This window comes from Streptomyces sp. NBC_00523, from assembly GCF_036346615.1.
Taxonomy (GTDB): domain Bacteria; phylum Actinomycetota; class Actinomycetes; order Streptomycetales; family Streptomycetaceae; genus Streptomyces.
In genome coordinates, this window is record NZ_CP107836.1 from 2,571,139 (window position 1) to 2,588,502 (window position 17,364).

General features: G+C 70.8%; 13 protein-coding genes and 1 tRNA gene. 7 read left to right on the top strand and 7 right to left on the bottom strand.

Features of this window, described 5'->3' with window-relative positions; translation table 11 throughout:
• Window positions 1–25 precede the first annotated feature (25 nt).
• On the top strand, window positions 26–2,890 hold the full coding sequence (locus OHS17_RS11540; protein WP_443066130.1) for an eCIS core domain-containing protein: 2,865 nt from the start codon (window positions 26–28) through the stop codon (window positions 2,888–2,890).
• Window positions 2,891–3,058: 168 nt separating this feature from the next.
• On the top strand, window positions 3,059–4,042 hold the full coding sequence (locus tag OHS17_RS11545) for an ABC transporter substrate-binding protein (RefSeq protein WP_443066166.1): 984 nt from the start codon (window positions 3,059–3,061) through the stop codon (window positions 4,040–4,042).
• A gap of 55 nt (window positions 4,043–4,097) precedes the next feature.
• On the opposite strand, the gene OHS17_RS11550 is transcribed toward OHS17_RS11545, so the two are convergent.
• Entirely contained in the window at window positions 4,098–5,759 is a 1,662-nt protein-coding gene (locus OHS17_RS11550) for a beta-N-acetylhexosaminidase (RefSeq protein WP_330312095.1), read from the bottom strand.
• A 323-nt stretch (window positions 5,760–6,082) separates the two neighbouring features.
• Between OHS17_RS11550 and OHS17_RS11555 the strand changes: the two genes are divergently transcribed.
• A complete protein-coding gene (locus OHS17_RS11555) occupies window positions 6,083–6,358 on the top strand; it encodes a hypothetical protein (RefSeq protein WP_018105728.1) in 276 nt (91 codons plus the stop codon).
• 58 nt (window positions 6,359–6,416) lie between these two features.
• Window positions 6,417–8,246: a glutamine--fructose-6-phosphate transaminase (isomerizing) gene (gene glmS, locus OHS17_RS11560; protein ID WP_018105727.1), complete on the top strand. Its 1,830-nt coding sequence runs from the start codon at window positions 6,417–6,419 to the stop codon at window positions 8,244–8,246.
• Window positions 8,247–8,392: 146 nt separating this feature from the next.
• On the opposite strand, the gene OHS17_RS11565 is transcribed toward glmS, so the two are convergent.
• The gene (locus OHS17_RS11565) at window positions 8,393–8,914 is read right to left on the bottom strand and encodes a universal stress protein (protein WP_018105726.1); all 522 of its coding nucleotides are present in this window, start codon (window positions 8,912–8,914) and stop codon (window positions 8,393–8,395) included.
• 915 nt (window positions 8,915–9,829) lie between these two features.
• On the opposite strand from OHS17_RS11565, the gene OHS17_RS11570 reads away from it, so the two are divergent.
• The 3 genes from OHS17_RS11570 to OHS17_RS11580 all read left to right on the top strand — a co-directional run bounded on the left by OHS17_RS11570 (window position 9,830) and on the right by OHS17_RS11580 (window position 11,833).
• The gene (locus OHS17_RS11570; RefSeq protein ID WP_330312096.1) at window positions 9,830–11,032 is read left to right on the top strand and encodes a helix-turn-helix domain-containing protein; all 1,203 of its coding nucleotides are present in this window, start codon (window positions 9,830–9,832) and stop codon (window positions 11,030–11,032) included.
• A gap of 10 nt (window positions 11,033–11,042) precedes the next feature.
• Window positions 11,043–11,645 carry an oligoribonuclease gene (gene orn, locus OHS17_RS11575; protein ID WP_330312097.1) on the top strand — a complete coding sequence of 201 codons (603 nt, stop codon included), beginning with the start codon at window positions 11,043–11,045 and terminating at the stop codon, window positions 11,643–11,645.
• 115 nt (window positions 11,646–11,760) lie between these two features.
• A tRNA-His gene (locus OHS17_RS11580) sits at window positions 11,761–11,833 on the top strand.
• A gap of 60 nt (window positions 11,834–11,893) precedes the next feature.
• Here OHS17_RS11580 and OHS17_RS11585 read toward each other — a convergent pair.
• From OHS17_RS11585 to OHS17_RS11605, 5 genes are all read right to left on the bottom strand, one after another.
• Window positions 11,894–12,031 (bottom strand): DUF397 domain-containing protein, encoded by a 138-nt coding sequence (locus tag OHS17_RS11585; protein ID WP_330312098.1) that lies wholly within the window; start codon window positions 12,029–12,031, stop codon window positions 11,894–11,896.
• Window positions 12,032–12,437: 406 nt separating this feature from the next.
• Entirely contained in the window at window positions 12,438–13,469 is a 1,032-nt protein-coding gene (locus OHS17_RS11590; RefSeq protein WP_328900276.1) for a LacI family DNA-binding transcriptional regulator, read from the bottom strand.
• Window positions 13,470–13,712: 243 nt separating this feature from the next.
• Entirely contained in the window at window positions 13,713–15,179 is a 1,467-nt protein-coding gene (locus OHS17_RS11595; protein WP_330312099.1) for a GH1 family beta-glucosidase, read from the bottom strand.
• Window positions 15,180–15,301: 122 nt separating this feature from the next.
• Entirely contained in the window at window positions 15,302–16,222 is a 921-nt protein-coding gene (locus OHS17_RS11600) for a carbohydrate ABC transporter permease (RefSeq protein ID WP_330312100.1), read from the bottom strand.
• Window positions 16,223–16,238: 16 nt separating this feature from the next.
• Window positions 16,239–17,237 (bottom strand): carbohydrate ABC transporter permease, encoded by a 999-nt coding sequence (locus tag OHS17_RS11605; protein ID WP_330312101.1) that lies wholly within the window; start codon window positions 17,235–17,237, stop codon window positions 16,239–16,241.
• Window positions 17,238–17,364 lie beyond the last annotated feature (127 nt).

Below are 17,364 nucleotides of genomic sequence, written 5' to 3' on the forward strand. Positions count from 1 at the left end.
GGGTGCGATGGCCAATGATCGGAGCATGCGCGCACAGGACAAGCAGGAGACCGCCGCCTCCCCGGTCCGGACAGAGCCCGCTGCCGCCCGCTCGGCCGGCGCCTCCGGCCCGGCCGTGCTTTCCGGAGCGGTGGGGCCGGTCGGCCTGTCCGCTCCGGCGGGCGCGGTCGGCTCCGGCGGGCCGGTGCCCGGGGAACGGTTACGGGCCCTGCAGCGCTCGATGGGCAACGCCGCCCTCGCCCGGGCCCTGGAGCAGCAGTGGCAGGACGACTGCCGGGTGCCCGGACGCTCCCACGACGAGGGCGCGGCGGCTCCCGTGCAGCGCTCGACCGTGCCGGACGTGCTGCGTGGTCCCGGACAGCCGCTGGGCGAGGCCGTCCGTACGGAGATGGAGGCACGGCTCGGCGCCGACTTCTCCGATGTGCGGCTGCACACCGGGCCGGCCGCCCGGCGCTCGGCGGCCGAGGTCGGGGCCCGCGCCTACACCTCGGGCAGCCATGTCGTCATCGGCTCCGGCGGCGCGGACCGGCACACGCTGGCCCATGAGCTGACGCACGTCGTCCAGCAGCGTCAGGGGCCGGTCGCGGGCACCGACAACGGCTCGGGGCTCCGGGTCTCGGACCCGTCCGACCGCTTCGAGCGCGCGGCGGAGGAGAACGCCCGCCGGGTCCTGGCCGGTCCCGTCCCGGCCGAGGCGACGCCCGTACAGCGGACGGCTGACGGCCCGGCCCGTACCGGCGGGGAGATCGCCGTACAACGCCTCGGCGAGGGCGAGGCACCCTTCGACCACGCCCAGTACTACGCGCACACGAACTGGCAGGCGTCGGCCGAGCAGTTCGAGCAGCGGCTCGGCGCGTACGCCTTCGGGCATCCGAAGGCGCTCGCGGCGGCGCGCAAGACGGTCCACCGGCTCAAGCAGCTGCTGATCGCGTACTCGCGCGTCGCCCACAAGGACTCGGCACTCGCCAACAAGGCGTTCTTCCAGGACGACCGGACGAGCGGCGGGCAGGTGGGCGGGAAGATGACCACCGCCCGGATCAACGACTTCTTCTCCCGGGACGGCAACGTCCGTGAGCTGATGACCGCCGTCTACAACGCCGCCTATTACAACAAGGGCGCCCAGCTCTCGCTCAAGGAGATCCTCAACGCCATCATCGGGCCCCAGCCGCAACTGGCGTCGACCCTCGGCATGAACGAGGAGGAGCTGAAGAAGCACTCAGCGTTCCTCAACGGCTGGACCCGGCCGGCCCTGTGGGCCGGGGCCAACCTCGTGGGCAAGGGCTACAACTACGAGAAGGACCCGTACGCCCTGGGTGGCCTGCTGTGGCAGTCGGAACCGGAGACCCTGGCCGGCGACACCCGCGAGATGATCGACAGCCAGGGGCCGCGCAAGGAGCGCAGCGAGGCCGACAAACTGACCAACCGCAAGACCCCTCGTGAATACGAGACCCGCGGCGCCCCGCTCAGCGCGCGCGAGCTGGAGTTCGCGGGAAAGCCGGGGCCCGACGACAAGCTGCCCTGGAACGAGGGCGCGGCCTACTGGGAGATCCAGCAGAACGAAGCCTGGCCGAAGGCGAACGCCGAGCGAGGCATCCCGGTGGTCGCCGGCATGTCCGGTACCACGACCCGGATGCTCAAGACCTTCCAGTGGATCAACGTGTCCGGGGTGGACGTCTTCGACTACCGGATGGCTCTGATGGGCTGGATGCTGCCGTCCTGGGACCACTCGCTCTACGAGATCCTGCGCGGCTCCTGGGCGGCCGGGGTCAAGGGGCCGGGCGAGACCGCCGCCCGGGCGGGCAAGGGCGCGGCGCTGATGTACCAGACGATCGCGCCCTTCACGGAGGAGGAGCTGCGCCAGAACGTCTGCGTCAACGGGCAGTTCCCGCACGAGCTGATGTATCTGGCGGAGGCCAACGCGGCCCGTGCGGTCGCCCCTGCGGCTGGCGGCTTCATGGAGCCCGGCCAGGCCACAGCTGGTGAAGTTCCCGGCAGGTACGCCGACTTCCTCGCGGGCGACACGGCGCCCACGCCGGAAATCGCCAACTGGAAGGCGAGGAACGGCAACGCCTCCACCACGACCGTGGCGGAGCGGCTCAAGCCTGCCCACGCGACCGCGCTGATGGCCTACACCGGTGGCGCGCACCAGATGATCAACTCGGTGGTGCGCAGCCGGCTGCTGCCCGAGGGGTACGCGCCGTACGGCACGGGCGGCCTGGCCGCCGCGGGTGCCGAGGCCATCTCGCTCCAGCAGATCAAGAAACAGCTCAAGTGGGCCGCGCAGGACCCCGATGCCGAGCCGGTGAGCACCCTCGACGAGGACCCGGTGATCGCGCCGCAGCTCGTGGCCGCCCGGGGCACGAACCCGGCGGCCAAGCAGGCGGCCATCGCCGTCATCGACCCGCGCATCGACCTTCTCGCGCCCGTGCTCTTCGAGGAGATGAAGGCGCACGCCGACATGACGATGGAGGCGCTGACGCGACTTCCTCCCGTCACCGGCACCGTTTTCCGCGGCGACTGGAACGCGGGCGGCGACGAGTCGGTGTACCGGCTCGGCAAGCAGGCCGCACTGAACTACCGGCCGGGCACCGTCTTCACCACCTCCTTCGACAGCACCAGCCGGGACGAGCCCGTGGCCATGAACTTCATGCGCGATCAGAAGGTCTCCGGCAAGGCGACGCACCGCATCCTGCTGGAGCTGACGCTGACCGGGAAGTACGGCCGCGACGTCGAGCCCTTCCACCGCTACCAGAACACCGAGGCGGAGGTCCTGCTCATGCCGGGCGCGAACTTCAAGGTGACCCGGAGCGAGTGGAGGCAGGACCCGCGGCACAAGGCGGACAAGGGCGGCAGCGACTGGTACGAGCACGTCTGGGCGACGGAGGCCTGAGGCGGCGCCCCCTCCACGGGCCGGACCCCGTCGACAGGTCGACATTGTGTGAGGTTAGGCTAGCCTTCCCTTGAACGTGTCACCTGCCGGTCTCCGGCTCGTACGAAGGCGGATTCCGTCATGAGCACAACCCGCGCGTCCCGTCCCACCCGCCGCGGCCTGCTGGCCATGGGCGGCGCCGTTGGTCTCGGCGCCGTGCTCGCGGCCTGCGGCGGCAGCGACTCCAAGGACTCCGCCGGTTCCGGCTCCAAGAGCGCCGACGCCGGGCCGTGGAAGTTCAAGGACGACCGGGGCCAGGTCGCCGAGGCGAAGTCGATACCGAAGAACATCGTCGCCTTCACCGGTGTCGCCGCCGCCCTCCACGACTACGGCATCGAGGTCAAGGCGGTCTTCGGCCCGACCAGGACCAAGGACGGCAAGCCGGATGTGCAGGCCGGCGACCTGGACATCAGCAAGGTCGAGATCCTGGGCAACGTCTGGGGCGAGTTCAACGTGGAGAAGTACGCGGAGCTCGGCCCGGAGCTGCTGGTCACGGCGATGTGGGAGAAGGACGCCCTCTGGTACGTGCCGGACCAGTCCAAGGACAAGATCCTGAAGCTGGCCCCGAGCGTCGCCCTGTGGGCCGCCGAGACCACCATCCCGAAGGCCATCCAGCGCCACGAGGACCTGGCGGCCTCGCTCGGCGCCGACGTGAAGTCCGCGAAGGCCGTCGCCGCGAAGACGCGGTTCGAGAAGGCGGCGGCCCGGCTGCGCGCGGCCGCGAAGTCGAAGCCGGAGATCAGGGTCATGGTCGGCTCGGCCAGCCAGGACCTGTTCTACGTCTCGCTCGCCAAGATGTCCGCCGACACCCTGTACTTCCAGGAGCTGGGCGTGAAGTTCGTCAAGCCGAAGGTGAACGCGGCGGGCTTCTTCGAGGAGCTGAGCTGGGAGAACGTCGGCAAGTACGACGCCGACATCATCATGATGGACAACCGCTCCTCGGCCCTCCAGCCCGCGGCGCTGACCTCCAAGCCGACCTGGGCGCAGCTGCCCGCGGTCAAGGCGGGCCAGGTCGTTCCGCGTACGACGGAGCCGATCTACAGCTACGACAAGTGCGCGCCGATCCTGGAGGACCTGGCGAAGGCCATCGAGAACGCCAAGAAGGTCGCCTGACGCGACGGTTCACCGCCCCGGCGGCCGGGTTTCCGGCCGCCGGGGCGGTGGTGTGTCAGCTCCCGTTCGTCTCCGAGGCGGGCCACGGGACCTGCGGCGAGCGGTAGTAGTCGATGCCCTGGGCGGTGAACCGCTCCCCGAGCGCCGCGAGCCGCACCTTGTACGTGTCCCAGTCGTGCGTCGACGCCGGGGACCAGGCGAGCTCGGCCGCGCCGGGCAGCCTCGGGAACGCCATGGCGTCGATGTCGTCGCTGTCGGTCAGGGTCTCGGACCAGATCGGCGCCTCGACGCCGAGCACCGCGCTCTCCGGGGCGCCGGTGAGGTACGTCGCCGGGTCCCAGTCGTAACTGCGCTGCACCTCGACCGTGCCGGCCCACTTCAGGCCGAGGACGGTCTCGTCGGTGTACTTCATGTCGAGGTACACCCGGTCCGCCGGCGACAGCACCAGCCGGGTGCCGTTCTTCGCCGCGTCCACCACCTGCTGCCGGTCCGCGGCACTGGTCTTGTCGTAGCCCCAGTACTGCGCGACGGCGCCCTTCACCGGGTCGGCGCCGGTCAGCTGGTGCCAGCCCATCACGGTCTTGCCGTACTTGCCGACGACGGCCTGGGCCCGGGTCATGATCGCCACGTAGTCCTCGTGGCTGGTGGAGTGCGCCTCGTCGCCGCCGATGTGGAAGTACCGGCCGGGCGTGAGCGCGGCCACCTCGCGGACGACGTCGTCGATGAACGTGTACGTGACGTCCTTGCCGGCGCACAGCGAGCTGAAGCCGACCTTGATGCCGGTGTAGAGCGGCGGCGCGACGCCGTCGCAGTTCAGCTCGGCGTACGAGGCGAGGGCGGCGTTGGTGTGGCCCGGCATGTCGATCTCCGGGACGACCTCCAGGTAGCGGGAGGCCGCGTAGCGCACGATCTCCTTGTACTGCTCCTTGGTGTAGTACCCGCCGGGCCCGCCGTCGACCTCGGTGGAGCCGCCGTACGGGGCCAGCCTCGGCCAGGAGTCGACGGCGATGCGCCAGCCCTGGTCGTCGGAGAGGTGGATGTGGAAGGTGTTGATCTTGTACTGGGCGACCTGGTCGATGTAGCGCTTGACCTCGTCCACCGAGAAGAAGTGGCGCGAGACGTCGAGCATCGCGCCCCGGTAGGCGTAGCGCGGGGTGTCGGTGATGGAGCCGCCGGCGATCCGCCAGGGGCCCGTCTGGCGGGTGTCGCGCTCCACTTGGGCCGGAAGCAGTTGGCGCAGCGTCTGGACGCCGTGGAAGAGCCCTGCGGGCTGCCTGGCGGTGATGGTGACGTTGCCGCGCCCGGACGTGAGCGTGTAGCCCTCCGCGCCCAGCTTGCCGGCGCGGGGGTCGAGCCGGAGCCGGATGCCGTCGGCGCCGTCCTTGGTGGTGACGGGGAGGGCGTACCCGGTGGAGGGGCGCAGCAGGCCCGCCAGGTAGTCGCCGATCTTCCGGGCCTCGCCGGAGGCGCCGAGGGTCCGGATGCTGGTGGAGCCGTTGAGGACGTACGGGTCGCCGCCGGGTCTGACCGAGGCGGGGGCGGGCACCACCTGGCCGAGCGGCCTGGGCGCCCACGCCGCCGAGGCCGTACCGGCGGCGGACGCCTGCGGGGCGGCGCACGCGCTGGAGACACCGGCCGCCGCGACGAGGAGCAGCGAGCCGAGGAGCCGGGGTAGAGAACGGGTAAGAGCACTGCGCCGTGCCGTGTGCAGTCTCACAAGCCGGGTCCCTTTCTGGGGGGTCACTCTGCTGGATCTCCTGACCTTTCTCCGTCGCCATGCGTACCGCGCGTCTCACGGGTGGTCAAGGTGTAGACCACCCACCGGCGTTGGTCACCCAGGCACCCTGATGAGCTTTTGCGGCTTATGTGCACATTCACCCCTTCGGCTCCGACCACTACGGCGCCGCCCCTCCTCCACGCCCTCGTGACGCCCGCACGAAATCCACCCAAGCCAGAAAAAAGAGGGCCAGTATCGCGGTTTCCTGCCCGATATCGGGCAGGATTGTTGCGCTCGGGCCCCTTCCGCCGCAGTATCGACGGGTGCTCGAACGCCTCTCGTCGTACGACGACCTCATTGACCACGTGGTGCGCAGCACCACGCTGCCCCGCGGCGAAGCCGCCCGGGTGATCCTCGACGTGCTGGCGTACTTCGACGAGACGACCGAGGTCTTCGTCCGCCGCCGCCACCGCGAACTGCAGGCGGGCGGCCTGGTGAACACGGAGATCTTCGAGCGGATCGCGGCCGAACTGCCGCACCGCGCTGTCGCGCCGCCGGAGCTCTCGCTCCGCCAGCTGCGCCGGATCGTCTACGGCTGAGGCCGCCTCACGGCCGGGTACCCCTTCACTTGTTCGTCGTCGGAGGACAGAAAGCTCTATGTGCGGAATCGTCGGTTACATCGGAAAGCGTGACGTGGCCCCGCTGCTGCTGGAAGGCCTGCAGCGGCTGGAGTACCGGGGTTACGACTCCGCCGGGATCGTGATCACCGGAAAGCCCGCGGCCGGGAAGCCCGCCGCGCTGAAGTCGGTCAAGGCCAAGGGCCGGGTCCGCGAGCTGGAGTCCCGGGTCCCCAAGCGCTTCGCCGGCACCACCGGCATCGCCCACACCCGCTGGGCCACCCACGGCGCCCCGAGCGACGAGAACGCCCACCCGCACCTGGACGCCGAGGGCAAGGTCGCCGTCGTCCACAACGGGATCATCGACAACGCCTCCGAGCTGCGCGCCCGGCTGACCGCCGAGGGCGTCGTCTTCCTCTCCGAGACCGACACCGAGGTGCTGGTCCACCTGATCGCCCGCTCGGACGCCGGGACGCTGGAGGAGAAGGTCCGCGAGGCCCTGCGCTCCGTCGAGGGCACCTACGGCATCGCCGTCCTGCACGCCGACTTCAACGACCGCATCGTGGTCGCCCGCAACGGCTCCCCGGTCGTCCTCGGCATCGGCGAGAAGGAGATGTTCGTCGCCTCGGACGTCGCCGCCCTGGTCGCCCACACCCGCCAGGTCGTCACCCTGGACGACGGTGAGATGGCCACCCTGAAGGCCGACGACTTCCGTACGTACACCACGGAGGGCTCGACCACGACGGCCACGCCGACCACCGTGGAGTGGGAGGCCGAGTCGTACGACATGGGCGGCCACGACACGTACATGCACAAGGAGATCTCGGAGCAGGCGGACGCCGTCGACCGGGTGCTGCGCGGCCGGATCGACGACCGGTTCTCCACGGTGCACCTGGGCGGCCTCAACCTGGACGCCCGCGAGGCGCGCGGGGTCCGCCGGATCAAGATCCTGGGCTGCGGCACCTCGTACCACGCGGGCCAGATCGGCGCCCAGCTGATCGAGGAGCTGGCCCGCATCCCCGCGGACGCCGAACCCGCCTCCGAGTTCCGTTACCGCAACCCGGTCGTGGACCCCGACACGCTGTACGTCGCGGTCTCGCAGTCCGGTGAGACGTACGACGTGCTGGCCGCCGTCCAGGAGCTGAAGCGCAAGGGCGCCCGGGTCCTCGGTGTGGTCAACGTGGTCGGCTCGGCGATCGCCCGCGAGGCGGACGGCGGTACGTACGTGCACGCCGGTCCCGAGGTGTGCGTGGTCTCCACCAAGTGCTTCACCAACACCGTCGTCGCCTTCGCGCTGCTCGCCCTGCACCTGGGCCGCATCCGGGACCTGTCGGTCGCCGACGGCAAGCGGATCATCGAGGGCCTGCGCAAGCTGCCCGCCCAGATCAGCGAGATCCTGGCGGGCGAGGACGAGATCAAGCGGCTGGCCGCCGAGTACGCGGACGCGAAGTCGATGATGTTCATCGGCCGGGTGCGCGGCTACCCCGTGGCCCGTGAGGCGTCGCTGAAGCTCAAGGAGGTCTCGTACATCCACGCCGAGGCGTACCCCGCCTCCGAGCTGAAGCACGGCCCGCTCGCCCTGATCGAGCCCGCGATGCCGACCGTGGCGATCGTGCCGGACGACGACCTGCTGGAGAAGAACCGCGCCGCGATGGAGGAGATCAAGGCCCGCAGCGGCCGCATCCTCGCCGTGGCCCACCAGGTCCAGGAGAAGGCCGACCACACCATCGTCGTGCCGAAGAACGAGAACGAGCTGGACCCGATCCTCATGGGCATCCCGCTCCAGCTCTTCGCGTACCACACGGCGCTGGCCATGGGCCGGGACATCGACAAGCCCCGCAACCTGGCGAAGTCGGTCACCGTCGAATAGTCACGTGGCGCAGGCGAGGCCCCGCGGTCGGTGACCGCGGGGCCTTCCGCGTACGGACCGGAACCGGCCCCGGGGCGGCCGGGAAGGGCCCATGCGGCGTTTTCCACAGGCGAGTTGACGCCACGGGGTCCGGGGCGGCCTCAGGGCTACGGGATGACCACGACCGGCCGCTGCGCGCGGCGGGCCAGCCGGCCGGCCACCGAGCCGAAGATCTTGCCCACCAGGCCGTGCGTGGAGCCCACCACGATGGCGTCCGCCGAGTACTCCCGGCCGACCTCCTCCAGCTCGTGGCAGATGTCCCCGCCGCGCTCCACGAGCACCCAGGGCACCTCGGCGAGGTAGTCCGCGCAGGCGAGCTCCAGGCCCAGGACCTCGGTGCGGTGGTCCGGCACGTCGACGAAGACGGGGGGCTCGCAGCCCGCCCAGACCGTGGTCGGCAGCCGGTTGGCGACGTGGACGATGATCAGACCGGAGCCCGTCCTGCGGGACATGCCGATCGCATAGGCGAGGGCCCGCTCGCTGGAGGTCGAGCCGTCGAAGCCGACGACGACCCCATGCCGAAAGGCGGGGTCGCACGGACGGCGCGCTTGTTCGGCCGCCAGCGGGTCCGACAAGGGGTCGGCTACCTGCTTGCGGTCCGCGGGTTCGGGGATTTCGTGACCGGCCATCGGTGTCTCGGCGAAGAGAGTCCTCGTGAGGAGAGCGACGTGGGAAGGTGCGTCAGCGGGCGGTGTCGTGGTGTCCGGGAATCATCTTCCCAACCCCTTACCCCCAAGGGTACGGCCCCACTCCTCCATTGCCCGCCCCGCGCACAGCGGCGTGCGGCGGTTTCCGGAGCATGCCCGAGACCGGGCCCCCATGGCAATGCCGGTTGCCCTCTACACAGACGTACCGGCCACCACCCCGGCCCCTTGCGGCGCCCCGGTGGAACCGCCCCGGAGGGGTCCGCGCGGACGGTCCGGGGGCGTCGCCCACGAGGAGCGGAACCCACCCTTCCGGGGGAGTCGGCCGACCCCCGGGGTCCGTCCGGAACCCACCGCGCGGTCTGCTCCGGGGGCGGCCGGGAGAGCGGTATTCGGCAGCCCGCCCGGACCGGACCCCGGAGGGGGGCGCCGAACCCCCCGGCGGGGCCGCCGGCCCCGGCGAGGGGGCGTACGGGGGCGGGCGGGCGCCCCGGGTTGTGCGCCGGTAGAACGACTGATTTCCGCACACGCGACCGTACATTTTCAGCCAACTTCAAGGACCGGTCCATTCCTTGTCGAAATGGCCGATCAACCCCCTTGCCACCAGGCAGGAAGAGACCGGGCGGTACGCTTCGGCCCAATGGGGACGGGCCATGAACGCCGGACGCACTTCCCTGCGCGAGCTGCGAGTGAAACGCTTCGTGATCGAACGCTTCCCGCCAGGTTGCCTTGTCGACAATGAGCCGGTTGGTGAACTTGTCACGACGGCACCACGGGACGCAGTAGATTCGATCTTGGGCGTCGAAGGCCGGGGACTCGTGCACGACCGAGGGGACAAGTGCAGGTGCCACAGGCCCGTAAGGACCAGGAAGACGCGAACACCGAGGGGGGCTTAGCGTCATGAGCCAGGACTCCGCCACCGCAACGGAGGCTGTACGGAAGCTGGGCGGAAGACGACGCCGGGAAGTCGTCGCCGTACTGCTTTTCAGCGGTGGCCCCATCTTCGAGAGCTCCATCCCGCTGTCGGTGTTCGGAATCGACCGCCAGGACGCGGGAGTTCCGCGCTACCGGTTGCTCGTGTGCAGCGGTGAAGAGGGACCGCTGCGCACCACCGGCGGACTCGAACTGACCGCGCCCTACGGGCTGGAGGCGATCAGCAGGGCCGGCACCGTCGTGGTGCCCGCCTGGCGCTCGATCACCTCGCCACCGCCCATGGAGGCGCTGGACGCGCTGCGCCGCGCCCATGAAGAGGGCGCCCGCATCGTCGGCCTGTGCACGGGGGCCTTCGTGCTCGCCGCCGCCGGGCTGCTGGACGGCCGGCCGGCCACCACCCACTGGATGTACGCACCGACGCTGGCCAAGCGCTATCCGTCGGTGCACGTCGACCCACGCGAACTGTTCGTGGACGACGGGGACGTGCTGACCTCCGCCGGGACGGCGGCCGGCATCGACCTGTGTCTGCACATAGTCCGCTCGGACCACGGCACGGAGGCCGCCGGGGCACTGGCCCGCCGGCTCGTCGTGCCGCCCCGGCGCAGTGGCGGTCAGGAGCGCTACCTCGACAGGTCTTTACCTGAAGAGATCGGCTCCGACCCGCTCGCCGAGGTCGTCGCCTGGGCGCTGGAGCATCTGCACGAGCAGTTCGACGTGGAGACGCTGGCCGCGCGTGCCTACATGAGCCGGCGGACCTTCGACCGGAGGTTCCGCTCGCTGACGGGCAGCGCACCGCTCCAGTGGCTGATCACCCAGCGGGTGCTGCAGGCGCAGCGCCTCCTGGAGACGTCGGACTACTCGGTGGACGAGGTCGCGGGCCGCTGCGGCTTCCGCTCGCCGGTCGCGCTGCGCGGGCACTTCCGCCGCCAGCTCGGCTCCTCCCCCGCCGCGTACCGGGCCGCCTACCGGGCCCGGCGTCCGCAGGGCGGAGCGCCGGAGCCGGTCATGGTGACGGAGGTGGCGGTACCCAGCCAGGGCACCGCCCAGAGCCGCCGTACCGCCGTCCCCGGTTCCTCCGGCGCCGCACCCGCGGCGCTGGAGGCGAAGGCGGCCACCGACGTGTTCGCCGCGGGGCGCCCGGCCCTGCCCGGACAGCGGAGCGCCCCGTAGGGTGGGGCCCATGAACGACCGCATGGTGTGGATCGACTGCGAGATGACCGGGCTCTCGTTGGCGGATGACGCGCTCATCGAGGTGGCCGCGCTGGTCACCGACTCGGAGCTGAACGTGCTCGGCGAAGGGGTGGACATCGTCATCCGCCCGCCGGACGCGGCGCTGGAGACCATGCCCGAGGTGGTGCGGCAGATGCACACCGCCTCGGGCCTCCTCGACGAGCTGGCCGGCGGCACCACGCTGGCCGACGCCGAGGAGCAGGTCCTCGCCTATGTCCGCGAGCATGTGAAGGAGCCGGGCAAGGCTCCCCTGTGCGGGAACTCGGTCGGTACCGACCGCGGCTTCCTGTCCCGGGACATGCCGCTCCTGGAGGGCTACCTCCACTACCGGATCGTGGACGTCTCCTCCATCAAGGAGCTGTCCCGCCGCTGGTATCCGAGGGCGTACTTCAACAGCCCGGAGAAGAACGGCAACCACCGGGCGCTCGCCGACATCCGCGACTCGATCACCGAGCTGCGGTACTACCGCGAGGCGGTCTTCGTCCCGCAGCCCGGCCCGGACTCCGAGCAGGCGCGGGCGGCGGCCGCGCGGGTCTCCCGGCCCCGCGGCTGAAGGCGCTGGTCACGGCCCCTCCGGGGGCCGCGACCCCCCGCCGGGAAATGAGTGCGCGAGCACCCTCCCGGACCCTGTACACTTTTTCTCGGCCGGTCGGAAACGCCCGGACGTGGTGGGTATAGCTCAGATGGTAGAGCACCTGGTTGTGGTCCAGGATGTCGCGGGTTCGAGTCCCGTTACTCACCCTGTACGAAGAAGCCCCTGTCCTGTGGAAACACAGGACAGGGGCTTCTTCGTACGCTGATTCAGTCGCGCGGCTCCAGCTGCCCGACGGAGCCGACGAACGCCGACCACGCGTCCGGGGCGAAGGCGAGTGCGGGGAGGGACAGAGTCTTGGAGTCGCGCAGGCGGACCGCCGTCGCGGGGCCGGGGGGCAGGGCCACCTCGACGCAGTCGGGGCCCGCCGAGTCGCAGTAGCTGGACCTGGCGGGGCTCCTCCCGCTCCCGGCCCTGTCCGGGGCGCGCCTCCCCGGCGGCGAGGGCGAAGTAGTCCTTGGAGAGGACGGAGTGGAACTGGCGCAGGCGCTGGTTGAACACCGCGTAGGAGGCCCGCCGTACGGCCAGGGCCTCGCGGCGTTCGTCCGCCAGCAGCTCCTCGCGCCGCAGCCGCTCCGCACGGTCGAGCTCCACCGTCTTGGCCCGCAGGGCTCCGCGGTGCGCCATCACGCCGGACACCAGGGTGCCCGCCACGCCCACCACGGCGACGATCAGAGCGGTCAGAGAAGGGTCCACACCTCCGAAGCTACTCGAAGTGCGCGCCGGGCAGACCGAGTTGCGGCAACCCGGGCGTCACGACGAGTCGCGGACCACCAGCTCGGTCGGCAGCACGATCTGCGCCCGGTCCGCGTTCTCCCCGGCGATCATGTCGAGCAGGACCCGGGTCATCGTGCGGCCCATCTCCTCGATCGGCTGGCGCACGCTGGTGAGGGCCGGGTCCATGTGGCGGGCCACGGCCGAGTCGTCGAAGCCGATGAGGGCGACGTCGTCCGGGATGCGGCGGCCCGCCTCGCGCAGGACCTGGCGGGCACCGGCGGCCATCACGTCGGAGGCGGCGAAGACCGCGTCCACGTCGGGGCGGCGGGCGAGCAGGTCGCGCATGGCCTGGGCGCCGCCCTCCTCGGAGAAGTCGGCGGGGGCGATCAGCCGCTCGTCGGGCTCCAGGCCCGCGTCGCGGACGGCCTGGCGGTAGCCGTCCAGGCGGCTCTGGGAGGCGTAGACGTCGAGTCGGCCGGTGATCGTGGCGATGGAGCGGCGGCCGCGCGAGGCGAGGTGTTCCACGGCGCTGCGGGCGCCCTCGAAGTTGTCCGAGTCGACGGAGGACAGGGATTCGGCGGCGGATCTGCGCCCGTTCATCACGGCGGGCATGCCGAGCTGTTCCAGCAGGTCGGGCAGCGGGTCGTCGGCGTGCACGGAGACCAGCAGCACGCCGTCCACGCGGTGCGCGGTGAGGTACTGGGCGAGCCGGCGGCGCTCGCGGTCGCTGCCGACGAGGGTGAGCAGGAGCTGCATCTCCGTATCGGCGAGGGCGGCGCCGACCCCGCGCACGATGTCGGAGAAGTACGGCTCCGCGAAGAAGCGGCTCTCCGACTCGGGCACGACGAGCGCGATGGCGTCCGTGCGGTTGCCGGCCAGCGCACGGGCCGCGCGGTTGGGTACGTAACCCAGCTCGGCGACGGCGGCCTCGACCGCCTCCCTGGTGTGGGCGCTGACCCGGGGCGATCCGTTGATGACGCGCGAGGCCGTGCCCCGCCCGACCCCTGCCCGCGCCGCCACCTCTTCGAGCGTGGGCCGGCCCCCGCTCCGTACTCGCGCTGCCGTCATGGCTGCCTCCCGTTCGCGGTCAATTTCTCACAGTCGGATAACCAAACCAAGTCCTGGCGTTGGTTCCCTTGACACTCTGCGGGACCGGTCGGCCGCTCCCCCGCTCCTTTTGTGGGAGCGCTCCCACTCTACGCGCGTGGTCAAGCGGAACGCACAGGCCGGGGCGGCGAATGGGCCGAGACCCGGCACCGGGTGCCGGGTCTCGGGGGGAGGCTGCGGTACGAACAGGGCGTACCGCGCGGGTCAGTTGGCGTCCTCCAGCGGCGGGAGGCCGTGGCGGCGGATCACGTCGGCGTACCAGTGGGCGCTGGCCTTCGGGATGCGGCGCTGGGACGCGTAGTCCACGTACACCGCGCCGAAGCGCTTCGAATAGCCGTACGCCCACTCGAAGTTGTCCATCAGCGACCAGAGGAAGTAGCCGCGCACGTCCGCGCCGTCGGCCACCGCGCGCTGCACGGCGTCGAGGTGGCCGTGCAGGTAGGCGATGCGCTCGGGGTCCTGGACCCGGCCCTCGGGCGAGACGTAGTCGTCGAAGGCGGCGCCGTTCTCGGTGACCATGAGCGGAATGCCGGGGTGCTCGCGGGTGACGTCCATGAGCAGGTTGTAGAGCCCGTTGGGGTCGATCGACCAGTTCATGGCGGTGGTCGGCTTGCCGTCGGCGAGGTGGAAGGCGACGTGCTCGGAGCCGGGCCAGGGCGAGTAGTCGCTGGCGCCGTGGCCGTCGTTGCGGGTGTCGCCGGAGCCCTCGGCGGGCGTGGAGACCAGGGTCGGCGTGTAGTAGTTGATGCCGAGGACGTCGACCGGGCGCGCGATGGCCTCCAGGTCGCCGTCCTGGACCAGCTTCGACCAGTCCACCACGTGCGCGGTGTCCGCGAGCAGGTCCTCCGGGTAGGCACCGTGCAGCATCGGGCCGGTGAAGACCCGGTTGCCGACCGCGTCGATGCGGCGGGCGGCGTCCACGTCCTCCGGGCTCGGCGTGAGCGGGCGGACCTGGTGGAGGTTGAGGGTGACCGAGGTCTGCGCGGCAGCGGGGAGTTGACCGCGCAGAACCTCGATCGCCCGGCCATGGGCGAGGTTGAGGTGGTGGGCCGCGCGCAGGGCGGAGGCGGCCTCGGTGCGGCCGGGGGCGTGCACCCCGGAGCCGTAGCCGAGGAAGGCCGAGCACCACGGCTCGTTGAAGGTGGTCCACGTACCGACGCGGTCGCCGAGGGCGCCCGCCATGATCGCGGTGTAGTCCGCGAAGCGCTCGGCGGTGGCGCGCTCCGGCCAGCCGCCCGCGTCCTCCAGCTCCTGGGGCAGGTCCCAGTGGTAGAGGGTGGCGACGGGCGTGATGCCGGCGTCGAGGAGTTCGTCGACCAGCTTGCGGTAGAAGTCGAGCCCGCGCTGGACGGCCGGGCCGCGGCCGGTGGGCTGGACCCGGGACCAGGAGATGGAGAAGCGGTACGCCTTCAGCCCCAGCTGCTTCATCAGGGCCACGTCGTCGCGGTAGCGGTGGTAGTGGTCGGCGGCGATGTCGCCGGTGTCGCCGTTGCGGACCTTGCCGGGGGTGCGGCTGAAGGTGTCCCAGATGGAGGGCGTCCGCCCGTCCTCGGCGGCGGCACCCTCGACCTGGTAGGCGGCGGTGGCCGCTCCCCAGACGAAGCCCGTCGGGAAGGTCGTGGTGGCCTCGGGCACCGGCTTCGGGGCGATGTCAGGTCGTACAGCAGTCATGCGGGAGCGCTCCCAGGGGTGTGAAGGACAGGGGCGTTGACGGGTGGGGCTACGGGGCCCGTACGGTCCACGGGGCGGGCGGGACCGTACGGCTCCGTGACACAGCTGCGGCGAGCGGGGGGTCAGCCCTTGACGGCGCCGGACATGATGCCGCCGACGATCTGCTTGCCGAAGATCACGAACACCACGAGCAGCGGCAGGGTGCTGATCAGCGCGCCGGCCATCACGATGCTGGTGTCGGGGGTGTACGAGGCGCTGAGCTGGCCGAGGGCCACCTGAAGCGTGGGGTTCTGCTGGTTCAGGGCGAGGTAGGGCCAGAAGAAGTCGTTCCACGCCTGGACGAAGGTGAGCATGCCGAGCACCATCATCGCGGGGCGGGCCACCGGCAGCACCACGCTCAGCACGATGCGGAAGTTGTTCGCACCGTCGATCTTGGCGGCCTCGATCAGCTCGTACGGCAGCGCCTCCATGAGGTACTGGCGCATGAAGAACACACCGAAGGCGCTGACCAGGGTCGGGAAGATCACCGACTCCAGGTTCCCGCCCCAGCCGAGGTCGGCCATCATCATGAACAGCGGGACGACGCTGAGCTGCGGCGGGATCGTCAGGGTGAGGATGACGCCGGTCATCAGGGCCCCTCGGCCGCGGAAGCGCATCTTGGCGAAGGCGTAGCCGGCCAGGGTGCAGAAGAAGAGCGTCGCCGCGGTGATGCAGCCGGCCACGATGACGCTGTTGACGATCGCCTTGCCCAGGTGGGCCTGGGTCCAGGCGGCGTCGAGGTTGTGGAAGAGGCGCCCGCCCGGCAGGAACGGCGGGGTGGTGGCCAGCACCTCGTCCTGGGTGTGGGACGCGGCCACGAGGGTCCAGTACAGCGGCAGCAGCGAGCCGATGCCGATGACGGCCAGGGCGACGTAGGCGAACGGGCCGCCCTTCAGCTGCTGCCCGGCACCGGGCTTGAAGCGGCTGGGCTTCTTCGGTGCGCGGTGGACGGAACGCGCCGGGAGGCCGGGCTCCGAGACTTTGGTGGGGCTGGTGATGGTCATTGGATATCGCTCCCGGTCAGACCGCGGATTTGCGTACGAAGCGGCCGATGAGCCAGTTGACCGCGGCGATGATCAGCAGGAGGGCGAGCATCGCCCAGGCCACTGCGGCGGCCGGACCGAGGTGCCCCAGATTCCAGCCGTAGTTGTAGAGGTAGACGCTGAGGGTCTCGTACTGATTCTCGTTGCCGCCGGTCGCGCCGAGCGTGCCGCCCTCCAGCAGCAGGGGCTCACCGAACAGCTGCATGGAGCCGATGGTCGAGATGACGATCGTGAAGAGGATCGTGGGCCGGAGCGACGGGATGGTCACCTTGCGGAACTGCTGCCAGCGCGAGGCGCCGTCGAGCGAGGCCGCCTCGTACAGGTCGGACGGCACCGCCTGCATCGCGGCGAGGTAGATCAGGGCGTTGTAGCCGGTCCAGCGCCAGATCACGATGACCGCGATGGCGATCTTGGACGTCCAGTGCCCGTTGGCCCAGTTGGTGTCGCCGAGACCGACGAAGTGCAGCGCCCAGTTGAGCAGGCCGCCGTCGGCCCGGAAGACCAGGGCGAAGACGAGGGCGGCGGAGGCCACGGAGGTGGCGTACGGGGTGAGGATGACCGTGCGCCAGAAGGTGCTGGCCCGCAGCTTGTAGTTGAGCAGGTGGGCCAGGCCGAGCGCGACGAGCAGCTGCGGGACGACCGAGATGACACCGATCAGGAAGGTGTTGCTGACGGCCGTCCAGAACTCGGAGTCGTGCAGGATCTTGTCGAAGTTCTCCCAGCCGACCCACTCCATCTGGTCCATGCCGGTCATCTCGACCCGGTGCATGGCGATCCAGCCGGTGTACAGCAGCGGGTAGAGCCCGAAGGCGCCGAAGACGAGGAAGAACGGGGCTATGTAGGCGTACGGGGACGCCTTGTCGTCGAACCGCCAGAGCCGGCTCCGCCACGTCTGCCGGCGGGCGTCCACCGGTTTGTGCTGGGAGCCGCGGGGTGGCGGCGCGTATGCGTCCCGGGTGGGAGTCGAGGTGGCCACGAGCGGGAGTCCTTCCCTGGATTGCTTGGGTTACCCGGGTACGGGATGGCTGGGCCGTCGCGCCGCACCCCTCAGGAACACGCGGGTGCGGGCGGCCCGGGGAGGGGCCGCCCGCGCCCGGGCGGGT

Coding starts and splice junctions, on each gene's coding strand:
- OHS17_RS11540 (WP_443066130.1), top strand. CDS start 26: ATGCGCGCACAGGACAAGCAGGAGACCGCCGCCTCCCCGGTCCGGACA.
- OHS17_RS11590 (WP_328900276.1), bottom strand. CDS start 13,469: ATGACGGCAGCGCGAGTACGGAGCGGGGGCCGGCCCACGCTCGAAGAG.
- orn (WP_330312097.1), top strand. CDS start 11,043: ATGAACGACCGCATGGTGTGGATCGACTGCGAGATGACCGGGCTCTCG.
- OHS17_RS11570 (WP_330312096.1), top strand. CDS start 9,830: ATGAGCCAGGACTCCGCCACCGCAACGGAGGCTGTACGGAAGCTGGGC.
- OHS17_RS11595 (WP_330312099.1), bottom strand. CDS start 15,179: ATGACTGCTGTACGACCTGACATCGCCCCGAAGCCGGTGCCCGAGGCC.
- OHS17_RS11600 (WP_330312100.1), bottom strand. CDS start 16,222: ATGACCATCACCAGCCCCACCAAAGTCTCGGAGCCCGGCCTCCCGGCG.
- OHS17_RS11545 (WP_443066166.1), top strand. CDS start 3,059: ATGGGCGGCGCCGTTGGTCTCGGCGCCGTGCTCGCGGCCTGCGGCGGC.
- OHS17_RS11565 (WP_018105726.1), bottom strand. CDS start 8,914: ATGGCCGGTCACGAAATCCCCGAACCCGCGGACCGCAAGCAGGTAGCC.
- glmS (WP_018105727.1), top strand. CDS start 6,417: ATGTGCGGAATCGTCGGTTACATCGGAAAGCGTGACGTGGCCCCGCTG.